23 protein-coding genes and 2 pseudogenes are annotated in these 24,659 nt (G+C 69.1%); 19 read left to right on the forward strand and 6 right to left on the reverse strand.

The window, feature by feature from the left end; translation table 11 throughout:
* The first annotated feature begins 483 nt into the window (after positions 1–483).
* Positions 484–1,185 carry a hypothetical protein gene (locus SOM13_RS13625; protein ID WP_320480025.1) on the forward strand — a complete coding sequence of 234 codons (702 nt, stop codon included), beginning with the start codon at positions 484–486 and terminating at the stop codon, positions 1,183–1,185.
* 1,854 nt (positions 1,186–3,039) lie between these two features.
* Positions 3,040–3,564: a hypothetical protein gene (locus SOM13_RS13630; RefSeq protein WP_320480026.1), complete on the forward strand. Its 525-nt coding sequence runs from the start codon at positions 3,040–3,042 to the stop codon at positions 3,562–3,564.
* 22 nt (positions 3,565–3,586) lie between these two features.
* Here the strand turns inward: SOM13_RS13630 and SOM13_RS13635 are convergent, their stop codons facing one another.
* Positions 3,587–4,285: a DUF4326 domain-containing protein gene (locus tag SOM13_RS13635; RefSeq protein WP_320480027.1), complete on the reverse strand. Its 699-nt coding sequence runs from the start codon at positions 4,283–4,285 to the stop codon at positions 3,587–3,589.
* 21 nt (positions 4,286–4,306) lie between these two features.
* On the opposite strand from SOM13_RS13635, the gene SOM13_RS13640 reads away from it, so the two are divergent.
* Positions 4,307–4,939, forward strand: coding sequence for a hypothetical protein (locus tag SOM13_RS13640; protein ID WP_320480028.1), 633 nt, complete (start codon positions 4,307–4,309; stop codon positions 4,937–4,939).
* Here the strand turns inward: SOM13_RS13640 and SOM13_RS15390 are convergent.
* Positions 4,936–5,064, reverse strand: a pseudogene (locus SOM13_RS15390) (hypothetical protein); the annotation flags it as partial. The gene SOM13_RS13640 and the pseudogene SOM13_RS15390 overlap by 4 nt on opposite strands.
* 136 nt (positions 5,065–5,200) lie before the next feature.
* Between SOM13_RS15390 and SOM13_RS13645 the strand changes: the two are divergent.
* Positions 5,201–5,458 (forward strand): annotated as a pseudogene (locus SOM13_RS13645) (tyrosine-type recombinase/integrase); the annotation flags it as partial.
* 4 nt (positions 5,459–5,462) lie between these two features.
* Here the strand turns inward: SOM13_RS13645 and SOM13_RS13650 are convergent.
* Positions 5,463–5,936, reverse strand: a complete 474-nt coding sequence (locus tag SOM13_RS13650; protein ID WP_320480029.1) for a DUF4870 domain-containing protein — start codon at positions 5,934–5,936, stop codon at positions 5,463–5,465.
* Positions 5,937–6,079: 143 nt separating this feature from the next.
* Here SOM13_RS13650 and hrcA point away from each other — a divergent pair, with 143 nt between their 5' ends.
* From hrcA to leuA, 11 genes are all read left to right on the forward strand, one after another.
* Positions 6,080–7,102 (forward strand): heat-inducible transcriptional repressor HrcA, encoded by a 1,023-nt coding sequence (gene hrcA, locus SOM13_RS13655; RefSeq protein ID WP_192057956.1) that lies wholly within the window; start codon positions 6,080–6,082, stop codon positions 7,100–7,102.
* A 77-nt stretch (positions 7,103–7,179) separates the two neighbouring features.
* Entirely contained in the window at positions 7,180–8,295 is a 1,116-nt protein-coding gene (gene dnaJ, locus SOM13_RS13660; RefSeq protein ID WP_192057953.1) for a molecular chaperone DnaJ, read from the forward strand.
* Between the two features lie 2 nt (positions 8,296–8,297).
* Positions 8,298–9,029, forward strand: coding sequence for a 16S rRNA (uracil(1498)-N(3))-methyltransferase (locus SOM13_RS13665; RefSeq protein WP_320480030.1), 732 nt, complete (start codon positions 8,298–8,300; stop codon positions 9,027–9,029).
* A gap of 116 nt (positions 9,030–9,145) precedes the next feature.
* Positions 9,146–9,547 (forward strand): histidine triad nucleotide-binding protein, encoded by a 402-nt coding sequence (locus SOM13_RS13670; protein ID WP_192057949.1) that lies wholly within the window; start codon positions 9,146–9,148, stop codon positions 9,545–9,547.
* On the forward strand, positions 9,537–10,679 hold the full coding sequence (locus SOM13_RS13675; RefSeq protein WP_374231464.1) for a PhoH family protein: 1,143 nt from the start codon (positions 9,537–9,539) through the stop codon (positions 10,677–10,679). Before SOM13_RS13670 ends, SOM13_RS13675 begins: the two co-directional genes overlap by 11 nt.
* Positions 10,676–11,137 (forward strand): rRNA maturation RNase YbeY, encoded by a 462-nt coding sequence (ybeY, locus tag SOM13_RS13680; protein WP_192057945.1) that lies wholly within the window; start codon positions 10,676–10,678, stop codon positions 11,135–11,137. Before SOM13_RS13675 ends, ybeY begins: the two co-directional genes overlap by 4 nt.
* 7 nt (positions 11,138–11,144) lie before the next feature.
* A complete protein-coding gene (locus SOM13_RS13685) occupies positions 11,145–12,497 on the forward strand; it encodes a hemolysin family protein (protein ID WP_320480037.1) in 1,353 nt (450 codons plus the stop codon).
* Positions 12,494–13,438, forward strand: a complete 945-nt coding sequence (era, locus tag SOM13_RS13690) for a GTPase Era (protein ID WP_192057943.1) — start codon at positions 12,494–12,496, stop codon at positions 13,436–13,438. Before SOM13_RS13685 ends, era begins: the two co-directional genes overlap by 4 nt.
* 96 nt (positions 13,439–13,534) lie before the next feature.
* Positions 13,535–14,803, forward strand: coding sequence for a sensor histidine kinase (locus SOM13_RS13695; RefSeq protein WP_320480031.1), 1,269 nt, complete (start codon positions 13,535–13,537; stop codon positions 14,801–14,803).
* Positions 14,800–15,468: a response regulator transcription factor gene (locus tag SOM13_RS13700; RefSeq protein ID WP_308196255.1), complete on the forward strand. Its 669-nt coding sequence runs from the start codon at positions 14,800–14,802 to the stop codon at positions 15,466–15,468. The genes SOM13_RS13695 and SOM13_RS13700 overlap by 4 nt, the downstream gene beginning before the upstream one ends.
* A gap of 211 nt (positions 15,469–15,679) precedes the next feature.
* The gene (gene leuA, locus SOM13_RS13705; RefSeq protein WP_192057938.1) at positions 15,680–17,437 is read left to right on the forward strand and encodes a 2-isopropylmalate synthase; all 1,758 of its coding nucleotides are present in this window, start codon (positions 15,680–15,682) and stop codon (positions 17,435–17,437) included.
* A gap of 500 nt (positions 17,438–17,937) precedes the next feature.
* Here leuA and SOM13_RS13710 read toward each other — a convergent pair whose 3' ends face one another.
* Positions 17,938–18,600 (reverse strand): trimeric intracellular cation channel family protein, encoded by a 663-nt coding sequence (locus SOM13_RS13710; protein WP_192057937.1) that lies wholly within the window; start codon positions 18,598–18,600, stop codon positions 17,938–17,940.
* A 34-nt stretch (positions 18,601–18,634) separates the two neighbouring features.
* Between SOM13_RS13710 and recO the strand changes: the two genes are divergently transcribed.
* Both recO and SOM13_RS13720 read left to right on the forward strand, forming a co-directional pair.
* Positions 18,635–19,426, forward strand: coding sequence for a DNA repair protein RecO (gene recO, locus SOM13_RS13715; protein ID WP_320480032.1), 792 nt, complete (start codon positions 18,635–18,637; stop codon positions 19,424–19,426).
* Positions 19,423–20,217, forward strand: coding sequence for an isoprenyl transferase (locus SOM13_RS13720; protein ID WP_192057935.1), 795 nt, complete (start codon positions 19,423–19,425; stop codon positions 20,215–20,217). The genes recO and SOM13_RS13720 overlap by 4 nt, the downstream gene beginning before the upstream one ends.
* Before the next feature lie 94 nt (positions 20,218–20,311).
* Here the strand turns inward: SOM13_RS13720 and SOM13_RS13725 are convergent, their stop codons facing one another.
* A complete protein-coding gene (locus SOM13_RS13725) occupies positions 20,312–20,965 on the reverse strand; it encodes a hypothetical protein (protein WP_192057934.1) in 654 nt (217 codons plus the stop codon).
* Between the two features lie 33 nt (positions 20,966–20,998).
* A complete protein-coding gene (locus tag SOM13_RS13730; RefSeq protein ID WP_320480033.1) occupies positions 20,999–21,949 on the reverse strand; it encodes a LysR family transcriptional regulator in 951 nt (316 codons plus the stop codon).
* A gap of 81 nt (positions 21,950–22,030) precedes the next feature.
* Between SOM13_RS13730 and SOM13_RS13735 the strand changes: the two genes are divergently transcribed.
* Positions 22,031–23,101 carry an aminotransferase class V-fold PLP-dependent enzyme gene (locus SOM13_RS13735; RefSeq protein WP_192057932.1) on the forward strand — a complete coding sequence of 357 codons (1,071 nt, stop codon included), beginning with the start codon at positions 22,031–22,033 and terminating at the stop codon, positions 23,099–23,101.
* Positions 23,102–23,180: 79 nt separating this feature from the next.
* Positions 23,181–24,566, forward strand: a complete 1,386-nt coding sequence (locus SOM13_RS13740; protein ID WP_320480034.1) for a glycine--tRNA ligase — start codon at positions 23,181–23,183, stop codon at positions 24,564–24,566.
* The last annotated feature ends 93 nt before the right edge of the window (positions 24,567–24,659 follow it).

Here is a 24,659-nt window from a genome sequence, read left to right on the forward strand (position 1 = left end):
CGGTGACGTGCTTGTGTGCCGCATGATTGACGGCCGGTTTAGGTGGCTGGCAGTCGTTCGCGGGTGCGGTTGGTGGGGCCCTTGGGTGTGGCACCTATCGAAGGCCGAAGTGTTCTCTTGTGGCTTGCGTGCTGATGGGCGTGGGATGTAGCGGCACGCTTCGAGCGCTTCGAGTGCGCTCTTCTTGTCGTGGTGTCAACGGCATAATGACTGCAGGTTGGAGAGGGCGTAGTTGTCACCGTGGATGATGTGGTCGCAGTCAGTGCCAGGCCCGATACAGCGTGTGCCGTCGCGCATGTGGCTTGGCATCCTTCGCCTTCACGGTCGCGTGTCGTGGTGCGGCGTTGTTCCCGGTCGTCGGGTAGGCGTTCTTTGCGGGTGGATCCGGACCAGCTTGCGGCCACGCAATGACTCCTCAGCTTCGTCGGACCCGGTGGCTCGGTCCTCTCTTGGCCTGCTTACGTCTCGGTTTAGGATCTAGCTATGTCTAATCCTGCCGCCGACCTACACGCCCTTTTTGTTCAATGGGGAGAGGTCCTCAAGGACGGCAATCACAGCGTTGCAGGCAGTCGAGGTCTCGACACAGTCCGTGGATTCGCAGGTCAGCGTGATGCCATGCGCCATCTCTTGGACTTGGTCGACGGCCTGGCGCGCCTTGAGGAGCAAGGCTTGCCTGTCTCTCTGTACAGCAAATACGTCCCGGCGTGGACGAGCATGCTGATGAACTTCGACCGTTCCTGGGGCTCGGCGATGAGCCGTGAGGTTGCATTCCCCTCGAACGAGATGGACCATCTGGAGACGCTCATAGGGTGGTTCGCTGTGGGTGCGCCCCGACTGCGAGGCGGGACCGGCATGGAACTTCGCGCGCTACTCGAGGACGTGAGCTCGCTGCTCCTCGAGGATGCGTCGATCTCCGACGAGTTGCGGCTCTACATTCGCCGATTAGTTGCTGACATCACTGCTTCTCTTGACGACGAAACACTTGGTGATGGCTTCGACCTCGGCGGGGCCGCCGAACGCTTGTGGGTAGCTTTATTTGCCGCCGCGGGTCAGACATCTGATCCAGAAAAGAAGAGCCGCTGGGCCAATCTGGCAACGACAATTTGGCAACCGTCGATCGTTGGCATCACCTCGAGCATTCCTGGTGTGGTCGTGACGGCCCTTGGGGCTGCAGGGGCCAGCTGAACAGTGCTGTTCTAGGTACTTCGCGCGCAGCTGAAAGGCGAGGTCCATCTCAGGGTGCACAGGTTGTTCCGCTACTTGCCGCATGAGTCCTCCGATTGTTCGTCGTCGCCTGCCGACCTCTCATGGGTGCCGACACACGTGTGTTCTTCCCGGGCTCTCAGCGGAGTAAGAGTGTGTGTCGCTCGGTCGCGGGAAAGAGTCGAGGTGCGTCTTCATTGGCGATACATCAACCTTGGGGCTGGCCGCATTGTCAGCCTCGCAGTCGCAGTCGCAGTCGCCGTCGCGTCCTGCAACGTGATCTGCACTCATCTTCTGGAAGCCGCAATGATGCACTACGTACCGGTCTTATAAGGCATGCCCGGCGAGCTCGCCGCTTGGAGAAACAAATCTACGAATGTCGGTGCTGGATCCACGCCTCTTTGCGTGGCTGTCCAGAGTCCTTCAGCGATATACCTGTTGAGGGTCTGGGGTGTGATCCCGAGCTCAAGTGCTGCTTGTCGCTTCGACCACGATTCCGACTTGGGCTCTGCGTGCTCCCCCGCAGTTCGTGGAGCAGTTCGCGAACGCGGCCGGCATCGATGAATGAGTCGGCGCCCTGGGTGTGCTCGCACTTGGAGCAGCGCAGCTCGAACTGGTCGACGTTCTTTCTGGTCCAGGTAGCTCCGAACGTGTCCTGGTCGCAGACGGGGCAGGGACGGTCGAGCACGCCGCGGGGTGGTCGGGGTGCACGGGGGGAACCTGCCGCGAAGGTCTCGCATCATGTCCGCGACGTCGTCGAAATAGGCCATGCCGGTGTCGTATGCGGCGATGAGGTCGTGGCGTGCGAGGAACCAGAGCGTCGCCTGCTGGGTGAACGCGCCGGCACCGCTGGGAGCAGTGGACGCGCGAAAGCCAGTTACTTCGCCGTCCTGTGCCTAGTGGACTTGCATGCTCCAGGGCGGGGCGAGTCGGTAGGCGCCGGCCCAGTAGCTGACCCAGCGCAGCAGCCGGGCGAGGACGTCGTCGGTGTCGTCGACGGCATCGGCTCTGAGGGGGAGCGGTACGGTCTTGGACGCGGGTCACGGCATGCCGTCGCTGGCCCCGCCGAGTCCTGGAGTAATGAGTGTGCGGACGTTCGCGATGAGTCCGGGTGCTTCGACCAGGCTGAGGCGAGCGCGGGCGGCGGCGAGGTGAAGGTGCTGGTCGGGCGTGAGCTCAAAGGCGTCTGGCTGCTGGTTCATGCGGGTGCTTCGTTCGAGGGTGGAGGAGGTGGGCTAGTTGTTTCAGATGGGGCGAAGCGCTACGCGGGTATCTAGGGCATCACCCCGACGACTCCGGGTCGTACGTGCGGGGCCAGCCTCCGACATCGTGACACGTCGCCCGTGACTGCCTGTCAATAGGGCCAAGCACTTGGTGTTGTGTGCCCACTGCTGTTCGACGTCGGCGGCAATGTCGTTCCGGATGCCGACGATCACGCCGACGACGACGATCGTCGCGGCGACAAGGACGATTAGGGCGAGTGCGTTTGCGCACACCCAAGAGGGGATCAGCCACGAGTGCGTGCGGCACTCCGAGGTTGAGGGTGATGTGTGCGGTGAGCTTGTCGGGCTGGAAGTCGGCCCAGTGCTGGTCGGTGGCGGGGCCGCCCTGGGAGACGATGACGACGGGGCGGCGGTGTAGCCGAGGCTCTTCGCGGCTCGAGGTTGCGGGACTCCGTGATGTCAGCCAGCTCGTAAGCGACGTCGCGGGCCTTGAGCCAGCGCTTCGTCATCTAGCACTGGCTGCAGTTCGGCTTCGTGTAAACGGTGACGGTCTACTTGACGGGCATAGGCAGCTTTCTTCTCGTGGTGCAGCGATCGTCGATACGGTTGCCTCATGGAAATTCCCGATGTGTTTTGGGGGGCAGGGATCGCGCTAGTTGCTTCCCTGCTTGGTGGCGCGTTGACGACGATCGTTGGGCCATGGCTAGCCCGCGGAGCGGAGGAAGGTCTACGCAAGAAGCGCGTTGCAGAAGATGAGCGCAATGTGGTTCGTGAGGCGATTCGCGATGCCACACTTGCTCAGCACGAGTGGCTTGACGGATACCTCCGCCGGGATCGTGTGTTGCGGGAAAAAGGCAAGGCGCAGGTCATTGTGGCGTCAACGACAATCAGTCTTTGGACAAGCTTCGACGAGCGGTGGATCGAGTTGACACTTCTCGACTCGATAGCGGGCACCTCACCTGGTGATGCGGCCGTTCGTATCGGCGCATGGCAGGCAACGGCTTCAGCCTGGTTTCGCGGCGTGCTGGCGTCCGGAAACTTCCAGGCCGATTACCAAGAGGGCTTAAAGCGGAACGAGCACAAGGTGGCAGCCTTGAACGAGGACGCGATGAGGAACTACCCGCATCCTGATGAGTGACTGCCACCGTGCGCTTGTCATCTCACATGGCGGTCCCGTTCGCGAGCTCGAGCAGCACGTCGGCGTGGCACGGCTGGTCCAGAGGGCACCAGCACGCGAGGCCGCGTCCGGCCAACTGTTCGTGGATGCGGGCGAGAGGCGCGTAATTATGTCCTCGTCGACCGCGAGTGCCGTCCGCGGGGCGGTAATTCGGGATCAGGAGGCCGCAACCATCGGTACGGACGAGGTCGCGGAACTCGGCCACGAGCATCTCTGCGACGCCGCGCTCGTCGAGGGACAGGTAGGCGGCTCCGACCTCGGTCGCATTGAACGGATTGACCCACGGACCAAATCGCGAGACGACGGCTGCGCCCTCAGGCTTATGCCAGAGCCCTTGCGGCGGATGCGCTGGATGCGCTGGATGCGCTGCGGCATTAGAACGGCGTCTCGTCGTTGTACACGCCATCGACCGTGTCCGGCTGGTTCCACACGTACGCGCTGGCCGACTGGTACTGACTCGACTAATAGGGCCACTGCCGCTCGCGCCCCGCGCACAGCGGTGCTGGATCTCACTACCGGTGACGACGTGGCACCCGCGGAACTGGCAGACGTTCAGGTCCCGTGCCTTTATGCGGTCACGGGTCTTCTGGGGAAGCCGGTATCGCGGGAACGGCTGCGATGGGTGTCGGGTTTGGGGCCGATCATGATTGCCCCGTTTCTTGGGCGGGCACGCTGAGCACATCGCCTCCAATAGGGTGTGGGAATGGAATGCGGGGGATGGCAGCGCATCGCGTGCGCGCTCGAGGAGATAGCGGCCAACACGGGACAGGGGCGGGACGCCTATGAATGGTGGGCGCAGATTTGGATTCCGGCACTGATCGGGCTCGGGTCGCTTCTTATCGGCGCGGCCGCTCTCCTTCTGACGCACCGGTATCAGGTGCACGAAACGAAGACCCGGACCAAGGCCGATGCCGTTGCCCGCCTGGCAGACCGAACGCGGATCATGGTCTTGGGGCGTCGCGTCTTGCTGAAGACATACGAGGTGCGACTCGGAATGGACAGTGGCTGGGAACTGGGGAACGATCCGGGAAGCCTCATGCTCGAGATGGGTGAAGAGGTTGCACTGACGAGCGAGCCCTATGCAAACGAAGTGCTTTCACAAGTACGCGTCGCGTGCGAGAAGCTTCCGAATTACCGTAGTGAGGCGGCGGACGCTTACGCAGGAATCGTGTCCGGTGCTGCGCAGTTTTCGCTTAGGCAATGGGCGCGGAACCCTGAGGGGTGGAAAGAGCGACAGGCGACCCGCGATGACATTGTCGAGACCCACCTTGAGCTAGTTCGCAAGGTGTACGACATTGAGCGCGCTCAGCGGAGTGCGTGGCAGGACGAGGTCTAGGGCTTCGACCAGATCCTAAGGTCTGTACGTGGCCGTTCGTGGTCGATGTCTTGCTCGACGTCCCTAGCCTTAATGTGCGTGTCGTCGACCCATGCGATGCCGTTGAGGGCGTCAGTGAGCAGCTCGAGAAGGTTCTCTGCCTAGGGGTTAGGCGAGGACGGCTTGCGGTCTACGTTCGTTCGCATGTTCCTTGTCCAACGCCCCGCAGATCGTCGAGGTGGAGTCCGTGTCGATGAGGGCTGAGCAGAGGCGGCAGGGGTCACGGGAATCAGCCCGCATGACCTCAGGCACTATTTCGCGTCGGGCCTCATTGCCTCCGGCTGCGATGTTGTGACCGTGCAGCGTGCGCTTGGCCACGCTCAGGCGACCGTCACGCTGAACACCTACGCGCACCTCTGGCCGACATTCGAGGACCGAACCAGAACGGCTGCCGCGGGACTCATGCGGGCCGCTCTCGAGCCTCCTGCGGACTCCCCGTGGACCGGCGAGTCCGCGACAGCCGCGGAGACCCTTAACTAGGCAGTCAGTTCTTGATGAACTCGAACGTCAGCGGGTACTTGTAGTACTGGCCGCGGTTGGCGGCGACGGCGGCGATGATCGAGAAGATCACGATGACGACGCCGGCGGCGAAGCCGGTGATGGCGCCGATCACGATGACGCTGAGCAGACCCGACGCGACCAGCACGATGGCCATGGTGATCTGGAAGTTCAGGGCGGCACGGGTGTGCTCGCGGATGAACGGGCCGCGGTCCTTCAGGACGAGGTAGCCCACCAGTGCGGGGACGATCCAGAACAGGATGCCGCCGAGGTGGATCAGCGTGGCCCAGAGCTTCTCGTCCTCCGGACGCATCGGCGGGACGGACGGCTGCCCCTGGTGACCGTAGGGCGGATGGCCGTTCGGCTGCTGGTTGTAGGGCTGCTGGCCGTTCGGCTGCTGGCCGAAGGGCTGCTGGCCCGCGCGGGGGTCGTTCGGTTGCGAAGGAGGCATGTCGGTCATGGCCTCACCCTAGGGCAGACCACCCCGCGGGCAGTAGGGAGCTCGGGATGCCGAGTGCGCCGGGTGTAGGTCGCGCGGCGCACGTGACGTAGGATTGGCAGTCTGGTACGGCGAGTGCCAGACAGTCGGAAGAGAGGTGCGTCGTGGTCTCGGAACGCGGACTCGAAGTCCTCCGTGTCATCGTGCACGACTACGTCGCCTCCCGTGAGCCCGTCGGCTCGAAGTCGATCGTCGAGCGGCACCAGTTCGGCGTGTCGGCCGCGACGATCCGCAACGACATGGCCCTCCTCGAAGAGGAGGAGCTGATCACGGCGCCTCACACGTCGTCGGGCCGGGTCCCGACCGACAAGGGCTACCGCCTCTTCGTCAACGAGCTGGCCGATCTGCGTCCGCTCACCTCGGCGCAACGTCAGGCCATCGAGACCTTCCTCGGGGACTCGACCGATCTCGACGAGGTCCTCGGGCGCACGGTCCGACTCCTCTCGCAGCTGACCAACCAGGTCGCGCTCGTGCAGTACCCCTCGTTCTCGCGGGCACGCGTGCGGCACATCGAGCTGGTCAGCCTCGGCGAGACGCGGGTCATGACCGTCCTCATCACCGACAGCGGCCAGGTCGAGCAGCGCCTGATCGATCTGCCCACGCCCGTCGACGAGGTGTTCCTCTCCGAGCTGCGGGCGTCGGTCAACGCCGTCGTCGGGGGCGCCGCGCTCAGCGACGCCGCCCGATCGCTCAGCGACCTGCCGGAGCGCTTCCGGCCCGACCTCGCGGCCATCGTGCGTCGCGTCGTCGCGAGCCTCGTCGAACAGCTGGCCGCCGGGCGCCAAGACCGTCTCGTCATGTCGGGCGCGGCGAATCTCGTCCGTACCGGCGACGACTTCAGCGGCAACCTCTATCCTGTGCTCGAGGCCATCGAAGAACAGGTCGCGCTGCTCCGGCTCTTCGGCGAGATGCAACTCGACGCCGTCGACGTGGTGGCCAGCATCGGTCGCGAGAACGCCTCGTTCGGGCTCGCGCAGACCTCGGTCCTGGCGAGCGGCTACACCTCGTCGGGCAGCGAGATCGCCCGCATCGGCGTGCTCGGCCCCCTGCGGATGGACTACTCGTCGAACATGGCGGCCGTCCGCGCGGTGGCCCGCTACCTGTCGTCGACGCTCGCCGAGCGCTGAGACCCGACCCGCGCCTCCTCGGCCTCCCCTTCTTCCCCCCACCTTCCAGCTACGACACCAAGAGGTAGACGAAACAAGTGGCAGATCATTACGACGTGCTCGGAGTCGACCGGTCGGCGACGCCCGAAGAGATCAAGAAGGCGTACCGCAGACTCGCCCGCGAGCTGCACCCCGACGTGAACCCGAGCGCCGACGCTTCCGAGCGCTTCAAAGACGTGACCCACGCCTACGACGTCCTGAGCGACCCCCAGCAGCGCGAGCGCTACGACCTCGGCCCGCAGGCCGGGTTCGGCGGCGGGGGCGGCGGCGGCGCGGCGGGCTTCGGCGACATCTTCGACGCGTTCTTCGGCGGCGGGGGCGGCGGTCAGCGGCAGGGCCCGCGATCGCGGCGCGAGCGCGGTCAGGACGCGCTGCTGCGCCTCGAGGTCGAGCTCGACGACATCGTCTTCGGCACGCAGCGCGACATCGAGGTCGACACGGCCGTGCTCTGCGAGACCTGCAACGGCTCGTGCTGCGCGCCCGGCACCTCGCCGCAGACCTGCGACATCTGCAACGGATCGGGTCAGATCCAGCGCACCGTCCGCTCGCTGCTCGGCAACGTCATGACGTCGAGCCCCTGCGGCACCTGCCGCGGCTACGGCACGGTCATCCCCAACCCCTGCGCCACCTGCCAGGGGCAGGGTCGCGTCCGTGCCCGCCGCACCATCCCGATCGACATCCCCGCGGGCGTCGACACGGGGCTCCGACTGCAGCTGCCCGGCCAGGGCGAGGTCGGTCAGGCCGGCGGTCCGAACGGAGACCTCTACCTCGAGGTCAAGGTGAAGCACCACGACACCTACAGCCGCGACGGCGACGACCTGCTGGCGACGCTGGAGGTGCAGATGGCCGACGCGATCCTCGGCACGTCGACGACGCTGACCGGCATCGACGGCGAGGTCGAGCTCGAGATCAAGCCCGGCACCCAGAGCGCCGACATCATCACCATCCGCGACCGCGGCATCACCAAGCTGCGCGGCACCGGCCGGGGCGACCTGAAGATCGGCGTCCAGGTGGTGACCCCGACCAAGCTCAGCCATAAAGAGCGCGAGCTCATCGAGAAGTTCGCGTCGGGTCGCCGCGGTCAGGGGCCCGAGCTGTCGCAGTTCCAGCAGGGGCTCTTCGGCAAGCTGCGCGACCGGTTCCTGAACTTCTGATCGTGGCGCACTCGTACCTCGTCGAGTCGCTCGACGACGCGTCGGTCGGCGGCGACGTCGTCCTGACCGGCGCGGAGGCGCGGCACGCGGTGACCGTCAGCCGCCTGCGGGTCGGCGACCCGCTGCGGGTCGGCAACGGTCGAGGGCTCGTCGCCGAGGGGATCGTGCAGGAGGCGCGGGCCGACCTCGTCGTCATGCTCACGGAGTCCGTCGCGCACCACCCGCGCCCCGTGGTGACGCTCGGTCTCGTGCAGGCCCTCGCCAAGGGGGACCGCGACGAGCTCGCCGTCCAGGCGGCGACGGAGCTCGGGGTCGACGAGGTCGTGCCCTGGGCGGCGGCGCGCAGCGTCTCGCGCTGGGAGGGCCCCAAGATCGAGAAGGGGCTGACCCGGTGGCGCGCCATCACCCGCGAGGCCACCAAGCAGGCCGTCCGCGCCTGGGGCCCCGAGGTCGGCGGCCTCGCCACGACGAAGGCGATCGCGGCCCGGGCCGGCGGCGCGCGGGTGCTCGTGCTCGAGCCGAGCGCCGAGGTCGCGCTCTCCGCGGTCGACCTGACCGGCGCCTCCTCGGTGCTGGTGGTCGTCGGGCCCGAGGGCGGGATCTCGCCCGGCGAGCTCGAGACGCTCGCGGCCGCGGGGGCGACCCCGGTGCGGCTGGGCGACTCCGTGCTGCGCACGTCGACGGCCGGGCCGGCGGCGATCGCCGTGCTCAGCGTGCGGCTCGGGCGCTGGTAGGCCTGCGGCCGCCCGTGGCCGTGCCTGCGGCTGCGGCCAGGACCGTGGCCGTGCCTGCGGCTGCGGCCGTCCCCTCGACCGGCGAAGTGTCGGGGGTCGCCGGTACGATGGCGTCCATGTCCGATCAGCAGAACCCCGACGCCGAGCCGAGCGTCTTCAGCCGCATCGTCTCGCGTGAGATCCCCGCAGACATCGTCTTCGAGAACGACCGGCTCATCGCCTTCCGAGACATCCAGCCCCAGGCGCCGGTGCACCTCCTGGTCGTCCCCAAGACGTCGTCGTACCGAGACGTCGTCGAGCTCGCTGCGGGCGATCCCGCCCTTCTCGCCGAGCTCGTCTCGACCGCGTCCGCGCTCGCCGCCGACCCGGCGGTGTTCCATGACGCCGAGGGTCGGCGGTTCGACGGCTCGTCGTTCCGACTGATCTTCAACACCGGCGAGTCCGCCGGCCAGACCGTTTTCCATGTCCACGCCCACGTCCTGGGCGGCCCCCTCCAGGAAGGCACCCTTGCCCACTAGCGACACTCGCCCCTCCGAGCCCCGCGGCGACGACGCCGCCGACATCGTCCGCGTCGACATGCAGGTCGACGGCGTGGCCATGGTGCAGCTGCTCGGTCCGCAAGACCGCCTGCTCAAGACCGTCGAGAAGCAGTACCCCGACGTGCGCGTGCTCGTCCGAGGCAACGAGGTCGTGCTCGAGGGCCCCGCGGACCCGGTCCGCCGTGCGCGCGGCCTGGTCGACGAGCTCGTGGCCATGGTGCGCGGCGGGCACGATCTCGCTCCCGCCGAGGTCGAGACCTCAGCGCGGGTGCTCGACGCCGGTCAGAGCACGCCCTCCGCCATGTTCGGCGACCCCATCGTGTCGGGCAAGGGCAAGCCGATCCGCGCCAAGACCCCCGGTCAGCGCGAGTACGTCGACGCGATCGACGAGCACACGATCACGTTCGGCATCGGTCCGGCCGGCACCGGCAAGACCTACCTGGCGATGGCGAAGGCGGTGCAGGCCCTGCAGCGCCGCGAGGTGCAGCGCATCATCCTCACCCGGCCGGCCGTCGAGGCGGGCGAGCGGCTCGGGTTCCTCCCCGGCACGCTCACCGACAAGATCGACCCGTACCTCCGGCCGCTCTACGACGCCCTGAACGAGATGATGGACCCTGAGATCGTGCCCAAGCTGCTCGCAGCGGGCACCGTCGAGGTGGCTCCGCTGGCGTACATGCGCGGGCGCACGCTCAACGACGCCTTCGTCGTGCTCGACGAGGCCCAGAACACCACGCCCGAGCAGATGAAGATGTTCCTGACCCGACTCGGCTTCGGCTCCAAGATGGTCATCACCGGCGATGTCACGCAGATCGACCTGCCCACCGGGGCGAGCGGCCTGCAGCTGGTCACGCGGGTGCTCGATCGGATCGACGACATCCACTTCTCCCGGCTGACCAGCGACGACGTCGTGCGGCACACCCTCGTGGGTCGCATCGTCGACGCGTACACGACGTTCGATGCCGAACGGCAGGCGCAGCAGTTCGCCCGCTCCGAGGCGTCGGGCACGGCGTCGGCCGCGCCGGCCGCCACCCGCACCGATCCCGGCTCCGGCTCCGGGGCACCTCGCGACCGGCAGTCCGAGAACCGTCCGTCCGAGAGAGGAACCCGATGAGCATCGAGGTCAACAACGAGTCGGGTGTCGAGGTCGACGAGGCCGCCATCCAGCGTCTGGCGACGTTCGCACTCGATCAGATGCACGTCCACCCCGAGGCCGAGCTCGCGATCGTCTTCGTCGACGAGGCGGCGATGGAGCAGCTGCACGTCCAGTGGATGGACGAACCCGGCCCCACCGACGTCCTCAGCTTCCCGATGGACGAACTGCGGCCCGGCACCGAAGAGGACCCGACCCCGGCAGGTCTGCTCGGCGACATCGTGGTCTGCCCGCAGGTCGCCGTCGCCCAGGCGGCGACCGCGGGTCACAGCCCGCTCGACGAGATGCAGCTGCTGACCTGCCACGGCATCCTCCACCTGCTCGGCTTCGATCACGCCGAACCGGACGACGAGCGCGAGATGTTCGGCCTGCAACGCGAGATCCTCGCCGCCTTCGCCGGCGCAGACGAGCGGCGGTGACCCGGTGATGGTCACCGTGTTCGTCATCGTGGCCGTCGTCCTGGTGGTCGCCGGCGGTCTCCTCGCCGCCATCGACTCGGCCCTCGGCGTCCTCAGCCGGGCCGATCTCACCGACGAGGCCGAGCAGTCGCCCCGCAGTCGCACGGCGCTGCTGGCGATCGCGGTCGACACCGGTGCGCACGTCAACGCCGTCAACTTCGTCCGGGTCGTCGCCGAGACGTCCGCTGCGGTCCTGGTGTCGCTGGCCTTCGCCTTCAGCGTCGATCGCTGGTGGGTGGCGCTGCTGCTCTCCGCTCTCATCATGACCGTGGTGTCGTTCGTGCTCGTCGGCTCCAGCCCGCGCAGCGTCGGGAGGGCGCACGCGCGCGGTCTCGTCGTCGCGACGGCGGGGTTCGTGCGCCTCGTGCGAGTGGTGCTCGGCCCCGTCGCCGACGCGCTCGTCGCCGTCGGCAACCGCGTCACCCCGGGTCGTCCGGCCAGCTCGTCGTTCTCGTCCGAAGAGCAGCTGCTCAGCATGGTCGACGAGGCGACCGAGCTCGACGTGCTCGAGGAGGACGACCGCGAGCTCATCCACTCGATCTTCGAGTTCAGCGACACCGTCGTCCGCGAGGTCATGGTGCCCCGCACCGACATGGTCACCATCGAGGCGACGGCCACCGTCGGCTCCGCGATGAGTCTGTTCCTCGGTCGCGGTGTCTCCCGGGTGCCCGTCGTCGGTCGCGACAACGACGACGTCGTGGGCGTCGTCTACCTACGCGATCTCGCCCGTCGGCTGCACGAGCACGTCGGCGACGACGACGCCCTCGTCGGCTCCCTCGCCCGGCCCGCTGCGTTCGTCCCCGAGTCGAAGAAGGCCGACGACACCCTGAGGCAGATGCAGCTCGACAAGAACCACCTCGCGATGGTCGTCGACGAGTACGGCGGCATCGCCGGCCTGGTGACCCTCGAAGACCTCATCGAGGAGCTCGTCGGAGACATCAGCGACGAGTACGACCGCGAGGTCGCACCGCACCGCGAGGTGGCCGACGGCGTCTTCCGCGTCAGCGCCCGCATGCCCGTCGACGAGCTCGGCGACCTCTTCGGCCTCGACCTCGACGACGACGACGTCGACTCGGTCGGCGGGCTGCTCACCAAGACGCTCGGGCGACTGCCCGAGAAGGGGTCCGTCGTGACCGTCTCCGGGCTGACTCTGACGGCCGACCGCACCGAGGGGCGCCGACACGACCTCCAGACGGTCCTCGTCGAACGGAACCCGGTCGTCGCCTCCGACGGCACGGATCCTGCCTCCGGTCTCGTCGAGCACGACCCCGACCTCACCCCGCACCGCATCTCGAACCGCTCCGCGAAGGAAACCGCATGACGACCCCCGACGACCCGACACAGGCCATCGACCCCACCAGGCCCGAGCCCGGCTCGAACTACCGGGCGGGCTTCGTCTCGTTCGTCGGTCGCCCCAACGTCGGGAAGTCCACGCTGACGAACGCGCTGGTCGGTCAGAAGGTCGCGATCACCTCGTCCAAGCCGCAGACGACCCGTCGAGCGATCCGAGGCATCGTCCACCACGCCGACGGTCAACTGGTGCTCGTCGACACCCCGGGCATGCACCGACCCCGCACCCTGCTCGGCGAGCGTCTCAACGACGTGGTGCAGACCACCCTCGGCGACGTCGACGTCATCGGCTTCTGCGTGCCCGCCGACGAGAAGATCGGACCCGGCGACAAGTACATCAACGAGCAGCTCGACGCGTTCCCGCGGGCCAAGAAGGTGGCCATCGTCACCAAGGTGGACACGACCTCCCGGCCGGCGGTGGCAGAGCAGCTCCTCGCCGTCAGCCGTCTCCGCGACTGGGAGGCCATCATCCCGCTGTCGGCCGTCACCGACGTTCAGCTCGACGTCCTCGCGACGGAGCTGATCAAGCTGATGCCCCGATCGCAGCCGCTCTACCCCTCCGACGCGGTCACCGAAGAGGGACTCGAGGATCGCGTCGCGGAGTACGTCCGTGAGGCGGCGCTCGAGGGCGTCCAAGACGAGCTGCCGCACTCGCTGGCCGTCACGATCGACGACATGGTCGAGCGCGACGACAAAGACCTGCTCGAGATCTACGCGAACCTCTTCGTCGAGCGCGACAGCCAGAAGGCCATCGTCATCGGCAAGGGCGGTCAGCGTCTCCGCGAGGTGGGCGAACGGGCTCGAGCCCAGATCGAGCCGCTCGTCGGCAAGCAGGTGTTCCTGTCCATCCGGGTCAAGGTGGCCAAAGACTGGCAGCGCGACCCGAAGCTGCTCGGGCGCCTCGGCTTCTGATCGGAGGTCCCTCCACAGGATGACCCGCCTCCGCCGCCCGTCGCGAGGTCCGTGCGCCCGCTCGTGAAGCGACCAGACGGGCCGTACGGTAGTCCCGTGCTCTTCCGTCGCCTCGCCCCCTACCAGCTGGTGGTGGACGCCGCGTCGGGTGTCGTGCTCTTCGGTGCGGCGCTGCTCATCTCAAACGACTCGTTCACCGGCGTCGTGGCTCTCGGGCTCGCGGTGGCCCTCGCCGTGCGCCGGTTGTCGCCGAGTCTCGCTCTCTCGATCGCCTGGGTGGTCGCCATCGGCGAGATGCTCGCGCGGACGACCCCCGACGTCAGCAACATCGCCATCTGCGTGATCCTCTACACGGTCGCCGCGTACGGCACCGACCGGCTCAAGTGGCTGGGTCTGGTGTCGCTCGTGGTGGGCGCGGCCGTCGGCACGTTCTACCTGACCTTCGTGCAGACGACGATCTTCGGAGTCTCCTACGACGTGAGCGGCATCACGGACGTCGTCCGCATCATGCTGCAGGTCGGCATCACGTTCCTCGGGCTGCTCGCGCTGCTGGGGCTTCCGTGGGCCGGCGGTCTGCTCGCCCGCTCGCGCTCCGCCGAGCGCACGAGCCGCGAGGCCCGCCTGGTCGCCGAGCGCGAGACCATCCGCGCCGAGGGGGACGCCGCTCGAGCTGAGCGGGAGGCAGCCCGAGCCGAGCGCGACATCGCCGTCGAACAGGAGCGCAACCGGATCGCGCGTGACATGCACGACGTCGTGGCGCACTCCCTCGCTGTCGTCATCGCTCAGGCGGACGGCGCTCGGTACGCCGCCAAGGTCGACCCCACGAGCGTCGACGACGCGCTGACGACGATCGCCTCGACGGCGCGCGAGGCGCTCGGCGACGTGCGCGTCCTGCTCGGGCAGCTGCGCCACAGCCAGGGGGAGGCGCCGCAGCCCGCGCTCGGTGATCTCGACAGGCTGCTCGAGCAGATGCGCGCCTCCGGCCTGCGCATCGACCACCGGGTCGTGGGGGAGCCGCAGCAGCTCGGGACGAACCGGCAGCTGGCCGTCTTCCGCATCGTGCAGGAGTCGCTGACGAACGTGCTGCGGCACGGGGCGGTCGACGAGGTCGTCGAGCTGGTCTTCGACTGGCGGTACGAGTCCCTCCACCTGCTCATCAGCAACGTCGTGCGGCCCCTGACCCGTCCGGTGCCCACGACGCCACCCGGCGAAGAGCGCCGCGGCGGCCACGGCCTCGACGGCATGCGCGAGCGCGCGACGCTCGCCGGCGGCTCGCTGACCACCCAGAACGCCGACGGCCGCTTCGTCGTCCACGCCATCGTGCCGACCTCGGCACTCACACAAGAAGTAGGTCTCGCCCGGTGACTCCCACTCCCATCCGCGTCGCGCTCGTCGACGACCAGGCCCTGTTCCGTGCCGGCATCAAGATGCTCGTGGGGTCGCAGCCCGACCTGGTCTTCGTCGGCGAGGCGAGCAACGGCGAAGAGGGCGTGGCCATGGTCGCCGAGACCACGCCCGACGTCGTCCTCATGGACATCCGCATGCCCGTCATGGACGGCATCGCCGCCACGTCGGCCGTGCTGGCCCAGGCCGAGCAGGCCGTCCGCAAGCCCCCGCGCATCATCGTCCTCACGACCTTCGACCTCGACGAGGCCGCGACCAGGGCGATCCGAGGAGGCGCGAGCGGCTTCGTCCTGAAAGACGCCGATCCAGAGTTCCTCCTCGCCGCCATCCGCACCGTCCACTCGGGCAACGCCGTCATCGCCGCCTCGGCCACTCGAGAGCTCTTCGAGCACTTCGACGGCCGTGGCTCCCGGGCCGTGCCCGAGGCGTTCCGCTCGTTGACGACGCGCGAGCGGGACATCTTCGACCTCGCATCCCGCGGCCTCAGCAACTCCGAGATCGCCACGCGCGAGTTCCTCAGCGAGGCCACCGTCAAGACGCACATCAGCCGGGTCCTGTCGAAGCTGTCGCTGCGCGACCGCGTGCAGCTCGTCGTCTACGCCTACGAGCACGGCCTGACGAAGTGACGGCCTCGAGACCGGGGCGGCGGGCGGACCATCGCGCGCCTCCTCGGTCTCTCCGATCCGGGCGGCGGTGCTAGCCTCGACCTGTGCTGTTCGGTCTGCTCCTCCTTAGCTGCCGCGACGAGTCCTAGCCCAGGCCTCCCTCGTCGCGGAGTTCGTCGTCGGCTGACCAACGAAGCGCTGACACTGTCGGCAAGCCCAGGAGCTCGAGACCATGAAGAACACCCAGACCGCGTCGGCCATGCCGATCCACAAGTACCGCCCGTTCCACGAGCAGTTCGCCGTCGACCTGCCCGACCGCACGTGGCCGTCCGCCCGCATCACCGAGGCGCCGCGCTGGTGCGCCGTAGACCTGCGTGACGGCAATCAGGCGCTGATCGACCCGATGAGCCCCGAGCGCAAGCGCATCATGTTCGATCTGCTGGTCGGCATGGGCTACAAGGAGATCGAGGTCGGGTTCCCCAGCGCCTCGCAGACCGACTTCGACTTCGTGCGCAGCCTGATCGACGAGGGCGCGATCCCCGACGACGTCACGATCCAGGTCCTGACCCAGGCACGAGAGCACCTCATCGCGCGCACGTACGAGTCCATCGCCGGGGCGAAGCAGGCGATCGTGCACCTGTACAACTCGACCAGCGCCCTGCAGCGCGACGTCGTGTTCCGCACCGACCGGCAGGGTGTGATCGACATCGCGCTGGAGGGCGTCCGGCTGTGTCTCGAAGCCGAGAAGAGCATCCCGCAGACCGCGGTCTTCTATGAGTACTCGCCCGAGAGCTACACGGGCACCGAGCTCGACTTCGCCCTCGACATCTGCAACCAGGTCATCGAGGCCTTCGACGCGACGCCCGCTCGGCCCGTGATCATCAATCTGCCGGCCACCGTCGAGATGGCGACCCCGAACGTGTACGCCGACTCGATCGAGTGGATGCACCGCCGTCTCGCCCGTCGCGACAGCGTCATCCTGTCGCTGCACCCCCACAACGACCGCGGCACCGGGATCGCCGCCGCCGAGCTGGGCTACCTCGCCGGCGCGGACCGCATCGAGGGGTGCCTCTTCGGCAACGGCGAGCGGACCGGCAACGTGGACCTCGTCGCGCTGGGCATCAACCTGTTCACGCAGGGGATCGACCCGCAGATCGACTTCAGCGATCTCGACATGGTCAAGCGCACCGCCGAGCACTGCAACCAGCTGCCCGTCCACGAGCGGAGCCCGTGGGCCGGCGACCTGGTCTACACGGCGTTCTCCGGTTCGCATCAGGACGCCATCAAGAAGGGTTTCGAGGCGATGGCCGCCGAGGCCGAGACCGCCGGAGTATCGGTCGACGAGCTGCCCTGGGCCGTGCCGTATCTGCCGGTCGACCCTAAAGACCTCGGTCGCAGCTACGAAGCGGTCATCCGCGTCAACTCGCAGTCCGGCAAGGGCGGCGTCGCCTATCTGCTGAAGGCCGACCACGCCATCGATCTGCCCCGCAAGCTGCAGATCGAGTTCAGCGGCGTCGTCCAGGCGCGCACGGACGAAGAAGGCGGTGAGATGACCAGCGCGAACATCTGGTCGATCTTCCGCGACGAGTACCTGCCGGCCGACTCGACCGACGACAAGTGGGGCCGCTTCGAGCTCACCCGCACCCGCACGTCGAGCGACCTGACCGGTGAGACCGCGCTCGACGTCGACCTGCGCATCGGCGACGACGTCGAGTCGACCACGGGACGAGGCACGGGGCCGATCGCCGCGTTCATCTCCGTCCTCGAGGCGCATGGAGTCGGCGTCAAGCTGTACGACTACGTCGAGCACACGCTCAGCGCGAGCGGCGACGCGCAGGCCGCGGCCTACGTCGAGCTGGACGTCGACGGGACGCGCCTCTGGGGTGTGGGCATCGACGCCGACATCTCGACCGCGTCGCTCAAGGCGATCGTCTCGGCGGTGAATCGCGCGCTCCGCGGGGTCGAGGCACGCCAGCTCGCCTCCGCCTGAGCCGCCGCCTTCTCCGCCGCCGCACCGCTCGTCGTGGGTCCACCCTGCCGTCGCAGCTCCCGTGTCGGCAACTCCTGCCTCCTGCGGATGCACCGCCCCGTACGGTGCCCCTGCCGCTGGACCGCTGCACGGAGCAGGAGTTGTCGGCGCGTGGGCCCGCCCGGCGGCGGATGCGTCGCTCGGGGCTGCGGCACGCCGCGCGGCGTCGCTCGGTCTCCGGCCACGGTCGGCAACTCCTGTCGGCTGCGGTCGAGACGCCGACACGCCGAGGTGCTGACGCCGGCCGACGCGAGGAGCAGGAGTTGCCGACGCCGCGGGGTAGCTGTCCCGCGAGGCTGTGAGAGGAGGCGCGGGTCGGCGCGGGGCACCGGGGCCGCGGGGTAGCGGGGCGACGCAGCGGGGTAGCGGCGCGGGTCGGCGGCGGGGCCGCGATGCAGCAGGGCAGCAGGGCAGCAGGGCAGCAGGGCAGCAGGGCAGCGGGGGACCGGCGGGCCCTAGCCTCAGCGGGGGCGGCGCCAGCGGGGCAGCCTGCTGAGGGCGCGCTGCTCGGGCAGGGTCCAGCCGAATCGCACCGCGAGCATGCGGATGACCAGCGTCACCGAGGTGCCCACGACGGCGGCGACGGCGACGGGGGCGCCGAAGCTCACGGCGACGACGAGCACTCCGGTGCCCGCGGCCGCCGCGACCGCGTAGAGCGACCCCACGTGCATCATCGCGATCGTGAGGTTCATCAGGAGGTCGCGCAGCACCGACCCGCCCACGGCGGCGATCACCCCCACGAACACGGCGGGGATCTCCGGAATCCCCATGGCGAGCGCCTTGGTCGACCCGATGGCCCCCAGCAGCCCGATCGTGAGGGCGTCCAGCACCGTGATGACGCCCGCCAGCCGGTCGAACACGCGTTGCAGCGCCATGCCGAGGATCGCCGCCAGCACGGCCACTAGCAGGTACCAGTTGCTCGACATGGCACGGGGCACGACGCCGAGCAGCACGTCGCGCAGCACGCCGCCGCCGAGCCCGGTCGCGATGCCGATGATGGCGACGCCGAGCAGATCGAGACGTCGGTCTTTGAACTCGGAGGCGAACATGGCGCCCTGCAGGCTGCCGATGCCCACCGCGAGAAGATCCACCCACAGAGGTACGGCGAAGGCTGTGGCGTGCATCCGACGTTTGTACCACGCGGGGGATACTGGAGGGGTGCCCGTCTACCGCGATGAATGCGTCATCCTGCGCACCCACAAGCTGGGCGAGGCCGACCGCATCCTCACGATGCTCAGCCGCAACCACGGCAAGATCCGGGCCGTCGCGAAGGGCGTCCGCCGCACGGCCTCGAAGTTCGGCGCCCGTCTCGAGCCGATGATGGTAGCCGACCTGCAGCTCTACGAGGGCCGTTCGCTCGACATCGTGCAGCAGGCCGAGTCGCTGGGCTCGTACGGGGCGGTGATCGCGGGTGACTACGCGAGCTACACGGCGGGCAGCGTCATGGTCGAGACCGCCGACAAGCTGACGGAGGCCGAGGCGGGTCTGCAGCAGTACCTCCTGCTGGTCGGTGCGCTCCGGTCGTTGTCGCGCGCCGAGCACGCGCCGCAGCTGACGCTCGACTCGTACCTCCTCCGGGCACTGAGCGTGGCGGGGTGGTCGCCCAGCTTCGGCGACTGCGCTGTCACGGGCGCGCCGGGGCCGCATTCGGCGTTCGTCGTGCAGCTGGGCGGGGTGGTGGCGGACGACCACGCGCCTCCCGGGTCGCCCCGATTGACCGAGGAGGCGCTGGCCCTGTTGTCGGCGCTGCTCACGGGAGACTGGGCGGTCGCCGACGCCGCGCCCGAGGGCACGCGCAACCAGGCCAGCGGTGTCGTGGCGGCGTACACCCAGTGGCATCTCGAACGGGGACTCCGTTCGCTCCAGCACGTCGATCGCGAGCCGGCGAGAGCCGCCGTGACCGCCTCGGCCCCGACGGGCCGCACCCCGCTCCCAGGAGGGCATCCGTGAAGAAGACGCACCGCGACGCGGCCGACTACCGACCCCTCGACTGGACGGGCGTCCACCCTCCCGAGCTGCCGAAGGGCGCCGTGCCCGGGCACGTGGCCATCGTCATGGACGGCAACGGCCGGTGGGCGAACGGCAGGGGCCTCACCCGGGTGGAGGGCCACAAGGCGGGCGAGATGTCGCTGCTCGACGTCGTCGCCGGGGCGATCCAGATGGGCGTCAAGCACCTCAGCGTCTACGCGTTCTCGACCGAGAACTGGAAGCGCTCGCCCGACGAGGTGCGGTTCCTGATGGGGTTCAACCGCGACGTCCTGCACAGGAGGCGCGACCAGCTGAACGCCTGGGGCGTCCGTGTCCGCTGGGCCGGCCGCAGACCCCGGCTCTGGGGCTCGGTCATCAAAGAGCTGCAGTACGCCGAGGAGCTGACCCGCGGCAACGACGTGCTGACCCTCACGATGTGCGTCAACTACGGCGGTCGCACGGAGATCGCGGACGCCGTCCGGGCCATCGCCGAAGACGTCGCGGCGGGTCGCATCAAGCCCTCCGGCGTGAGCGAGAAGCTCATCCAGAAGCACCTCTACACGGCCGATCTGCCCGACGTCGACCTCTTCGTCCGCAGCTCGGGCGAGCAGCGGACGAGCAACTTCCTGCTCTGGCAGTCGGCCTACGCCGAGATGGTGTTCCTCGACCGGTTGTGGCCCGACTTCACGCGAACCGACCTGTGGGAGGCCGTCACGACCTACGCCGCCCGGTCGCGGCGCTTCGGCGGGGCGATCGACGCGCCGACCGCCTGACGCGCCGACCACCCGACGCACCGACCGCCTGACGCGCCGACCACCCGACGGCCCGACGCGTCGACGGTCAGGTGCGCTGGCGACCCGCCCGAGCTCAGAACTGGATGTTCGCGCCCAGGAAGATCCGCTCGGCCGGCCAGAGGAACTGCAGCGTCAACGGCCCGTCGGCGTCGCGGTGGAACCACGCGTTGGCGAACACGACGGACTCGCCCGGCAGCAGGTACCAGGTCGCCGCATCGGCGGGGAACTGCGCGTCGAGCTCGGTCTCGTACCCGAGGCCGGTGAGCAGGTCGCGGCCCGCGAAGACGTCCTGGGTGGCGAGGTCGTTGCCGTACGACGAGTAGTCGGCGCTGAGATCGGTGAGGTCGAGACGCTGCTGCGAGTTGTTCGTCAGCACGTAGGCGGTCGCGACCACCTCCGTGCCGGTCGGGTACGGGTCGGTGCCGTCGGGCCGCGCGTAGATCGACGGCGCCTCCGTCGTCAGGCGGCCGACGTCGTAGATGTAGATCGTCAGGTCGCTGTAGTTGACCTGGTTGAGCAGCGTGCCGCCGGGTGCGAGGTCGTCGGGTGCGGTGCCGCCGCCGGTGCCGGGCGCCCCGGTGACCTGGGGCTGCGGGGGAGCCGTCGCCGCGCCTCCGGAGGGTCCGCCGCCGACGGGCTCGAGCGAGTCGAGGTCGGCGAAGCAGCCGGTTAGGGCCACGAGCGTGGTGACGACCACGGCCGCCGAGGCGAGCACTCTTCTCCGCACGTGCAGACACCTTCCCGAAGTCGTCCGGTCAGCCTAACCCGCGTCCGATCGGGGGCCGCTCAGGGCGGTGAGGCCGTGGAGGCGCGGGTCGAGAGCCGCGATCGCCCCGGTGAGCGCACGGACGCTGGGCACCCGCCGGGCACCGGGTCGATGCACGACGGCGATGCGACGCCCCATCTGGTCGGGCAGGTCGACCACGCGGACGGCGCTCGGCAGCGCCGCGGCCTGCAGCGAGAGCCTCGGCAGCAGGGCGACGCCCATGCGCGCGGCGACGAGCCCGAGCACAGCCAGCGCGTTGTCGGTCTCCAGCACGATCTCGGGCGCGAAGCCCTCGGCCGCGCAGGTCGCGAGGAGGTGCCCGCGGCACCGGGGGCAGCCGCCGATCCACCGCTCGTCGGCGAGGTCGGCGAAGGGCGACCCGTCAGCGAACGGGTGGTCGGCGGGCAGCACCAGCACGGTGCGGTCGAGGTACACGTCGCGTTCGCTGAGCCCGTCGAGATCGCGGCCGGCGGTGGTCGACCCGGGGTGGCTGAAGACCAGGGCGACGTCGGCCGTGCCGTCGCGGAGCGCCGCGAGGGCCTCGGGCGGCTCGGCCTCGACGTAGGTCACCTGCAGACCCGGGTGCTCGTGCCGGAGTCGCGCGAGCACGTCGGGCACGATGGTCGAGGAGGCGCTGGGGAACCCGGTCAGTCGCACGCGTCCCGAGGCGGCCCCGCCGAGCCGGTCGAGCTCCTGCTGGGCGGCGTCGAGGGCGGCCTGCACGTGCACGGCGTGCTCGGCGAGACGGGCGCCGGCCTCGGTGAGGGTGACGCCGCGTCCCGTGCGGAGCACCAGCGGGTGCCCGACACGGGCCTCGGCGCGGCGCAGATGCTGACTCACGGCGGGCTGGCTGTAGCCCAGCCGGGCGGCCGCGGCGGTGATCGTGCCCGTGTCGGCGAGGGCCCGCACCACGCGGAGCGTCTGCAGGTCGAGGTCGTCGCTCATGCCTGAACCATAACCCGGGGTTATGCGATCGACACGATGTCGGTGGTTGTCTTGGGGGTGCGGGGCGAGGAGTCTGGGGGCATGACCGACTCGACCCGCTCCTCCTGGTCGCCCGCTCTCGTCGAGGCGACGCGGTCGTTCGCGCCCCGCACCGGCTACCTCGCGGCGTGCACGATGGGTCTGCCGATGCTCGCGACGCTCGAGGCCCAGCGCCTCGACCTCGAGTCGTGGCGGACGGGCGGCACCTCGCCGATCGAGTACGGAGCGGTCGTCGAGGAGGCGCGGGTCGCCTACGCCGCGCTCGTCGCCGTCCCCGCCGCTCGCGTCGCCATCGGCTCCCAGACGTCGGCGATGGTGGCCGTCGTCGCGGCCGCCGTGCCCGACGGCGCCGAGGTGCTCTGCGTCGACGGCGACTTCAGCTCCATGGTCTTCCCCTTCCTTCAGCAGCGGCATCGCGGCGTGCGGGTGCGGAGCGTGCCGCTCGCCGAGCTCGCGTCGTCGGTCTCGGCGGCGACCTGGCTGGTGGCCTGGTCGGCGATCCAGTCGGCGACGGGCGCCGTGGCCGACGACCGGGCCATCGTCGCCGCCGCGGGGCGGCACGGTGCGCTCACGCTCTGCGACACGACCCAGGCCGCGGGCGTGCTGCCGATCGACGCCGGTCGGTACGACCTGACGGTGTGCCACGGGTACAAGTGGCTGTGCAGTCCGCGAGGGGCGGCGTTCCTGACGGTGTCCGAGAGCGCCGCGCCGCGCCTCCGGCCGGTCCAGGCGGGGTGGTACGCGGGGGAGTCGGTCTGGGGGTCCTGCTACGGGCCGACCATGGAGCTCGCGTCGGACGCCCGCGCGTTCGACGTGTCGCCGGCCTGGCCCGCGTGGGTCGGTGCTCTGCCGGCGCTGCGGGCCCTCGCGTCGCTCGACACGGCCGAGGTCTGGCGCCGCGCCTCCGGCCTGGGCGATCTGCTCTGCGACCGACTCGACCTGCCGCGGCAGGGCCAGGCGATCGTCACCTGGGTGGACCCGGGGGCCGACCTCGTGTCGCTCGCCGCGGCGGGGCTGACGGCGTCGGGGCGCGCCGGTCGGGTCCGGATCGCGTTCCACCTCTGGAACGACGAGGAGGACGTCGAGGCGGTCGTGCGGGCGCTCCGCGCCTGAGGGGCGGCGGCTAGAGTTGCCGGGTACCTCGGCCGACCGGGCATCCAGCTCGGGCCTCAACACAATCGGAGCATCACACGTGGCAGCACCCAACCGTCTCGATTCCGTCATCGCCCTGGCCAAACGCCGCGGGTTCGTCTTCCAGTCGGGAGAGATCTACGGCGGGTCCCGGTCGGCGTGGGACTACGGGCCCCTCGGCGTGGCGCTGAAGGAGAACATCAAGCGCCAGTGGTGGCAGACGATGGTGCAGGGGCGCGACGACGTGGTCGGTCTCGACTCGGCCGTCATCCTGCCGCGCCAGGTGTGGGAGGCCTCGGGGCACGTCGAGGTCTTCAGCGACCCGCTCGTCGAATCGCTGCACACCCACAAGCGCTACCGGGCCGACCACCTGCTCGAGGCCTACGAGGCCAAGCACGGACACCCGCCCGAGAACGGCCTCGCCGACGTCCGCGACCCCGAGACGGGCCAGCCCGGCTCGTGGACGGAGCCGCAGAACTTCTCGGGTCTGCTCAAGACGTTCCTCGGCCCGGTCGACAACGAGCAGGGGATGGCGTATCTGCGCCCCGAGACTGCTCAGGGCATCTTCACGAACTTCGACAACATTCTGCAGTCGTCGCGCATCAAGCCGCCGTTCGGCATCGGTCAAATCGGCAAGAGCTTCCGCAACGAGATCACCCCCGGCAACTTCATCTTCCGCACTCGCGAGTTCGAGCAGATGGAGATGGAGTTCTTCGTCGAGCCCGGCACGGATGAAGAGTGGCACCAGTACTGGATCGACCAGCGGTTCCAGTGGTACGTCGACCTCGGCATCGACCCCGAGAACCTGCGCCTGTACGAGCACGCCGCCGAGAAGCTGTCGCACTACTCCAAGCGCACCGTCGACATCGAGTACCGCTTCCGGTTCGCGGGCGGCGAGTTCGGCGAGCTCGAGGGCGTCGCGAACCGCACCGACTACGACCTCAAGACCCACGCCGCCGCCTCGGGCAAGGACCTCTCGTACTTCGACCAGGCCAAGAACGAGCGCTGGACCCCGTTCGTCATCGAGCCGGCGGCCGGTCTGACCCGCTCGCTCATGGCGTTCCTGGTCGACGCGTACACCGAAGACGAGGCGCCCAACGCCAAGGGCGGCGTCGACAAGCGCACCGTGCTGAAGCTCGACCGCCGGCTGGCGCCGATCAAGGTCGCCGTGCTGCCGCTCAGCCGCAATGAACGGCTCTCGCCGCTGGCACGCGAGCTCGCCGCCGACCTGCGCAAGTACTGGAACATCGACTTCGACGACGCCGGCGCCATCGGCCGCCGCTACCGCCGCCAGGACGAGATCGGCACGCCGTTCTGCGTCACCGTCGACTTCGACTCGCTGGACGACGACGCGGTCACGGTGCGCGAGCGCGACACCATGGAGCAGCAGCGGATGCCGCTGGCGCAGCTGCACGGGTACCTGGCCGAGCAGCTGCTCGGCAGCTAGCGGTCGCGCGGGGGCGGGCCCGGCCTGCCTCCGCCACCCTGCCGCCCCCGCGGCCCTGCCGCCTCCGCGGCCCTGCCGCCCCCGCGGCCCTGC

Source organism: Frigoribacterium sp. CFBP9030 (assembly GCF_034045195.1).
Taxonomy (GTDB): Bacteria; Actinomycetota; Actinomycetes; order Actinomycetales; family Microbacteriaceae; genus Frigoribacterium.

What these genes read in the sequence shown, in the direction of transcription:
- era (WP_192057943.1), top strand. Translation starts at nt 12,494, where the DNA reads ATGACGACCCCCGACGACCCGACACAGGCCATCGACCCCACCAGGCCC.
- SOM13_RS13630 (WP_320480026.1), top strand. Translation starts at nt 3,040, where the DNA reads ATGGAAATTCCCGATGTGTTTTGGGGGGCAGGGATCGCGCTAGTTGCT.
- SOM13_RS13650 (WP_320480029.1), bottom strand. Translation starts at nt 5,936, where the DNA reads ATGACCGACATGCCTCCTTCGCAACCGAACGACCCCCGCGCGGGCCAG.
- leuA (WP_192057938.1), top strand. Translation starts at nt 15,680, where the DNA reads ATGAAGAACACCCAGACCGCGTCGGCCATGCCGATCCACAAGTACCGC.
- SOM13_RS13625 (WP_320480025.1), top strand. Translation starts at nt 484, where the DNA reads ATGTCTAATCCTGCCGCCGACCTACACGCCCTTTTTGTTCAATGGGGA.
- SOM13_RS13710 (WP_192057937.1), bottom strand. Translation starts at nt 18,600, where the DNA reads ATGCACGCCACAGCCTTCGCCGTACCTCTGTGGGTGGATCTTCTCGCG.
- SOM13_RS13735 (WP_192057932.1), top strand. Translation starts at nt 22,031, where the DNA reads ATGACCGACTCGACCCGCTCCTCCTGGTCGCCCGCTCTCGTCGAGGCG.
- SOM13_RS13635 (WP_320480027.1), bottom strand. Translation starts at nt 4,285, where the DNA reads ATGTGCTCAGCGTGCCCGCCCAAGAAACGGGGCAATCATGATCGGCCC.
- SOM13_RS13640 (WP_320480028.1), top strand. Translation starts at nt 4,307, where the DNA reads ATGGAATGCGGGGGATGGCAGCGCATCGCGTGCGCGCTCGAGGAGATA.
- SOM13_RS13730 (WP_320480033.1), bottom strand. Translation starts at nt 21,949, where the DNA reads ATGAGCGACGACCTCGACCTGCAGACGCTCCGCGTGGTGCGGGCCCTC.
- SOM13_RS13670 (WP_192057949.1), top strand. Translation starts at nt 9,146, where the DNA reads ATGTCCGATCAGCAGAACCCCGACGCCGAGCCGAGCGTCTTCAGCCGC.
- SOM13_RS13685 (WP_320480037.1), top strand. Translation starts at nt 11,145, where the DNA reads ATGGTCACCGTGTTCGTCATCGTGGCCGTCGTCCTGGTGGTCGCCGGC.
- ybeY (WP_192057945.1), top strand. Translation starts at nt 10,676, where the DNA reads ATGAGCATCGAGGTCAACAACGAGTCGGGTGTCGAGGTCGACGAGGCC.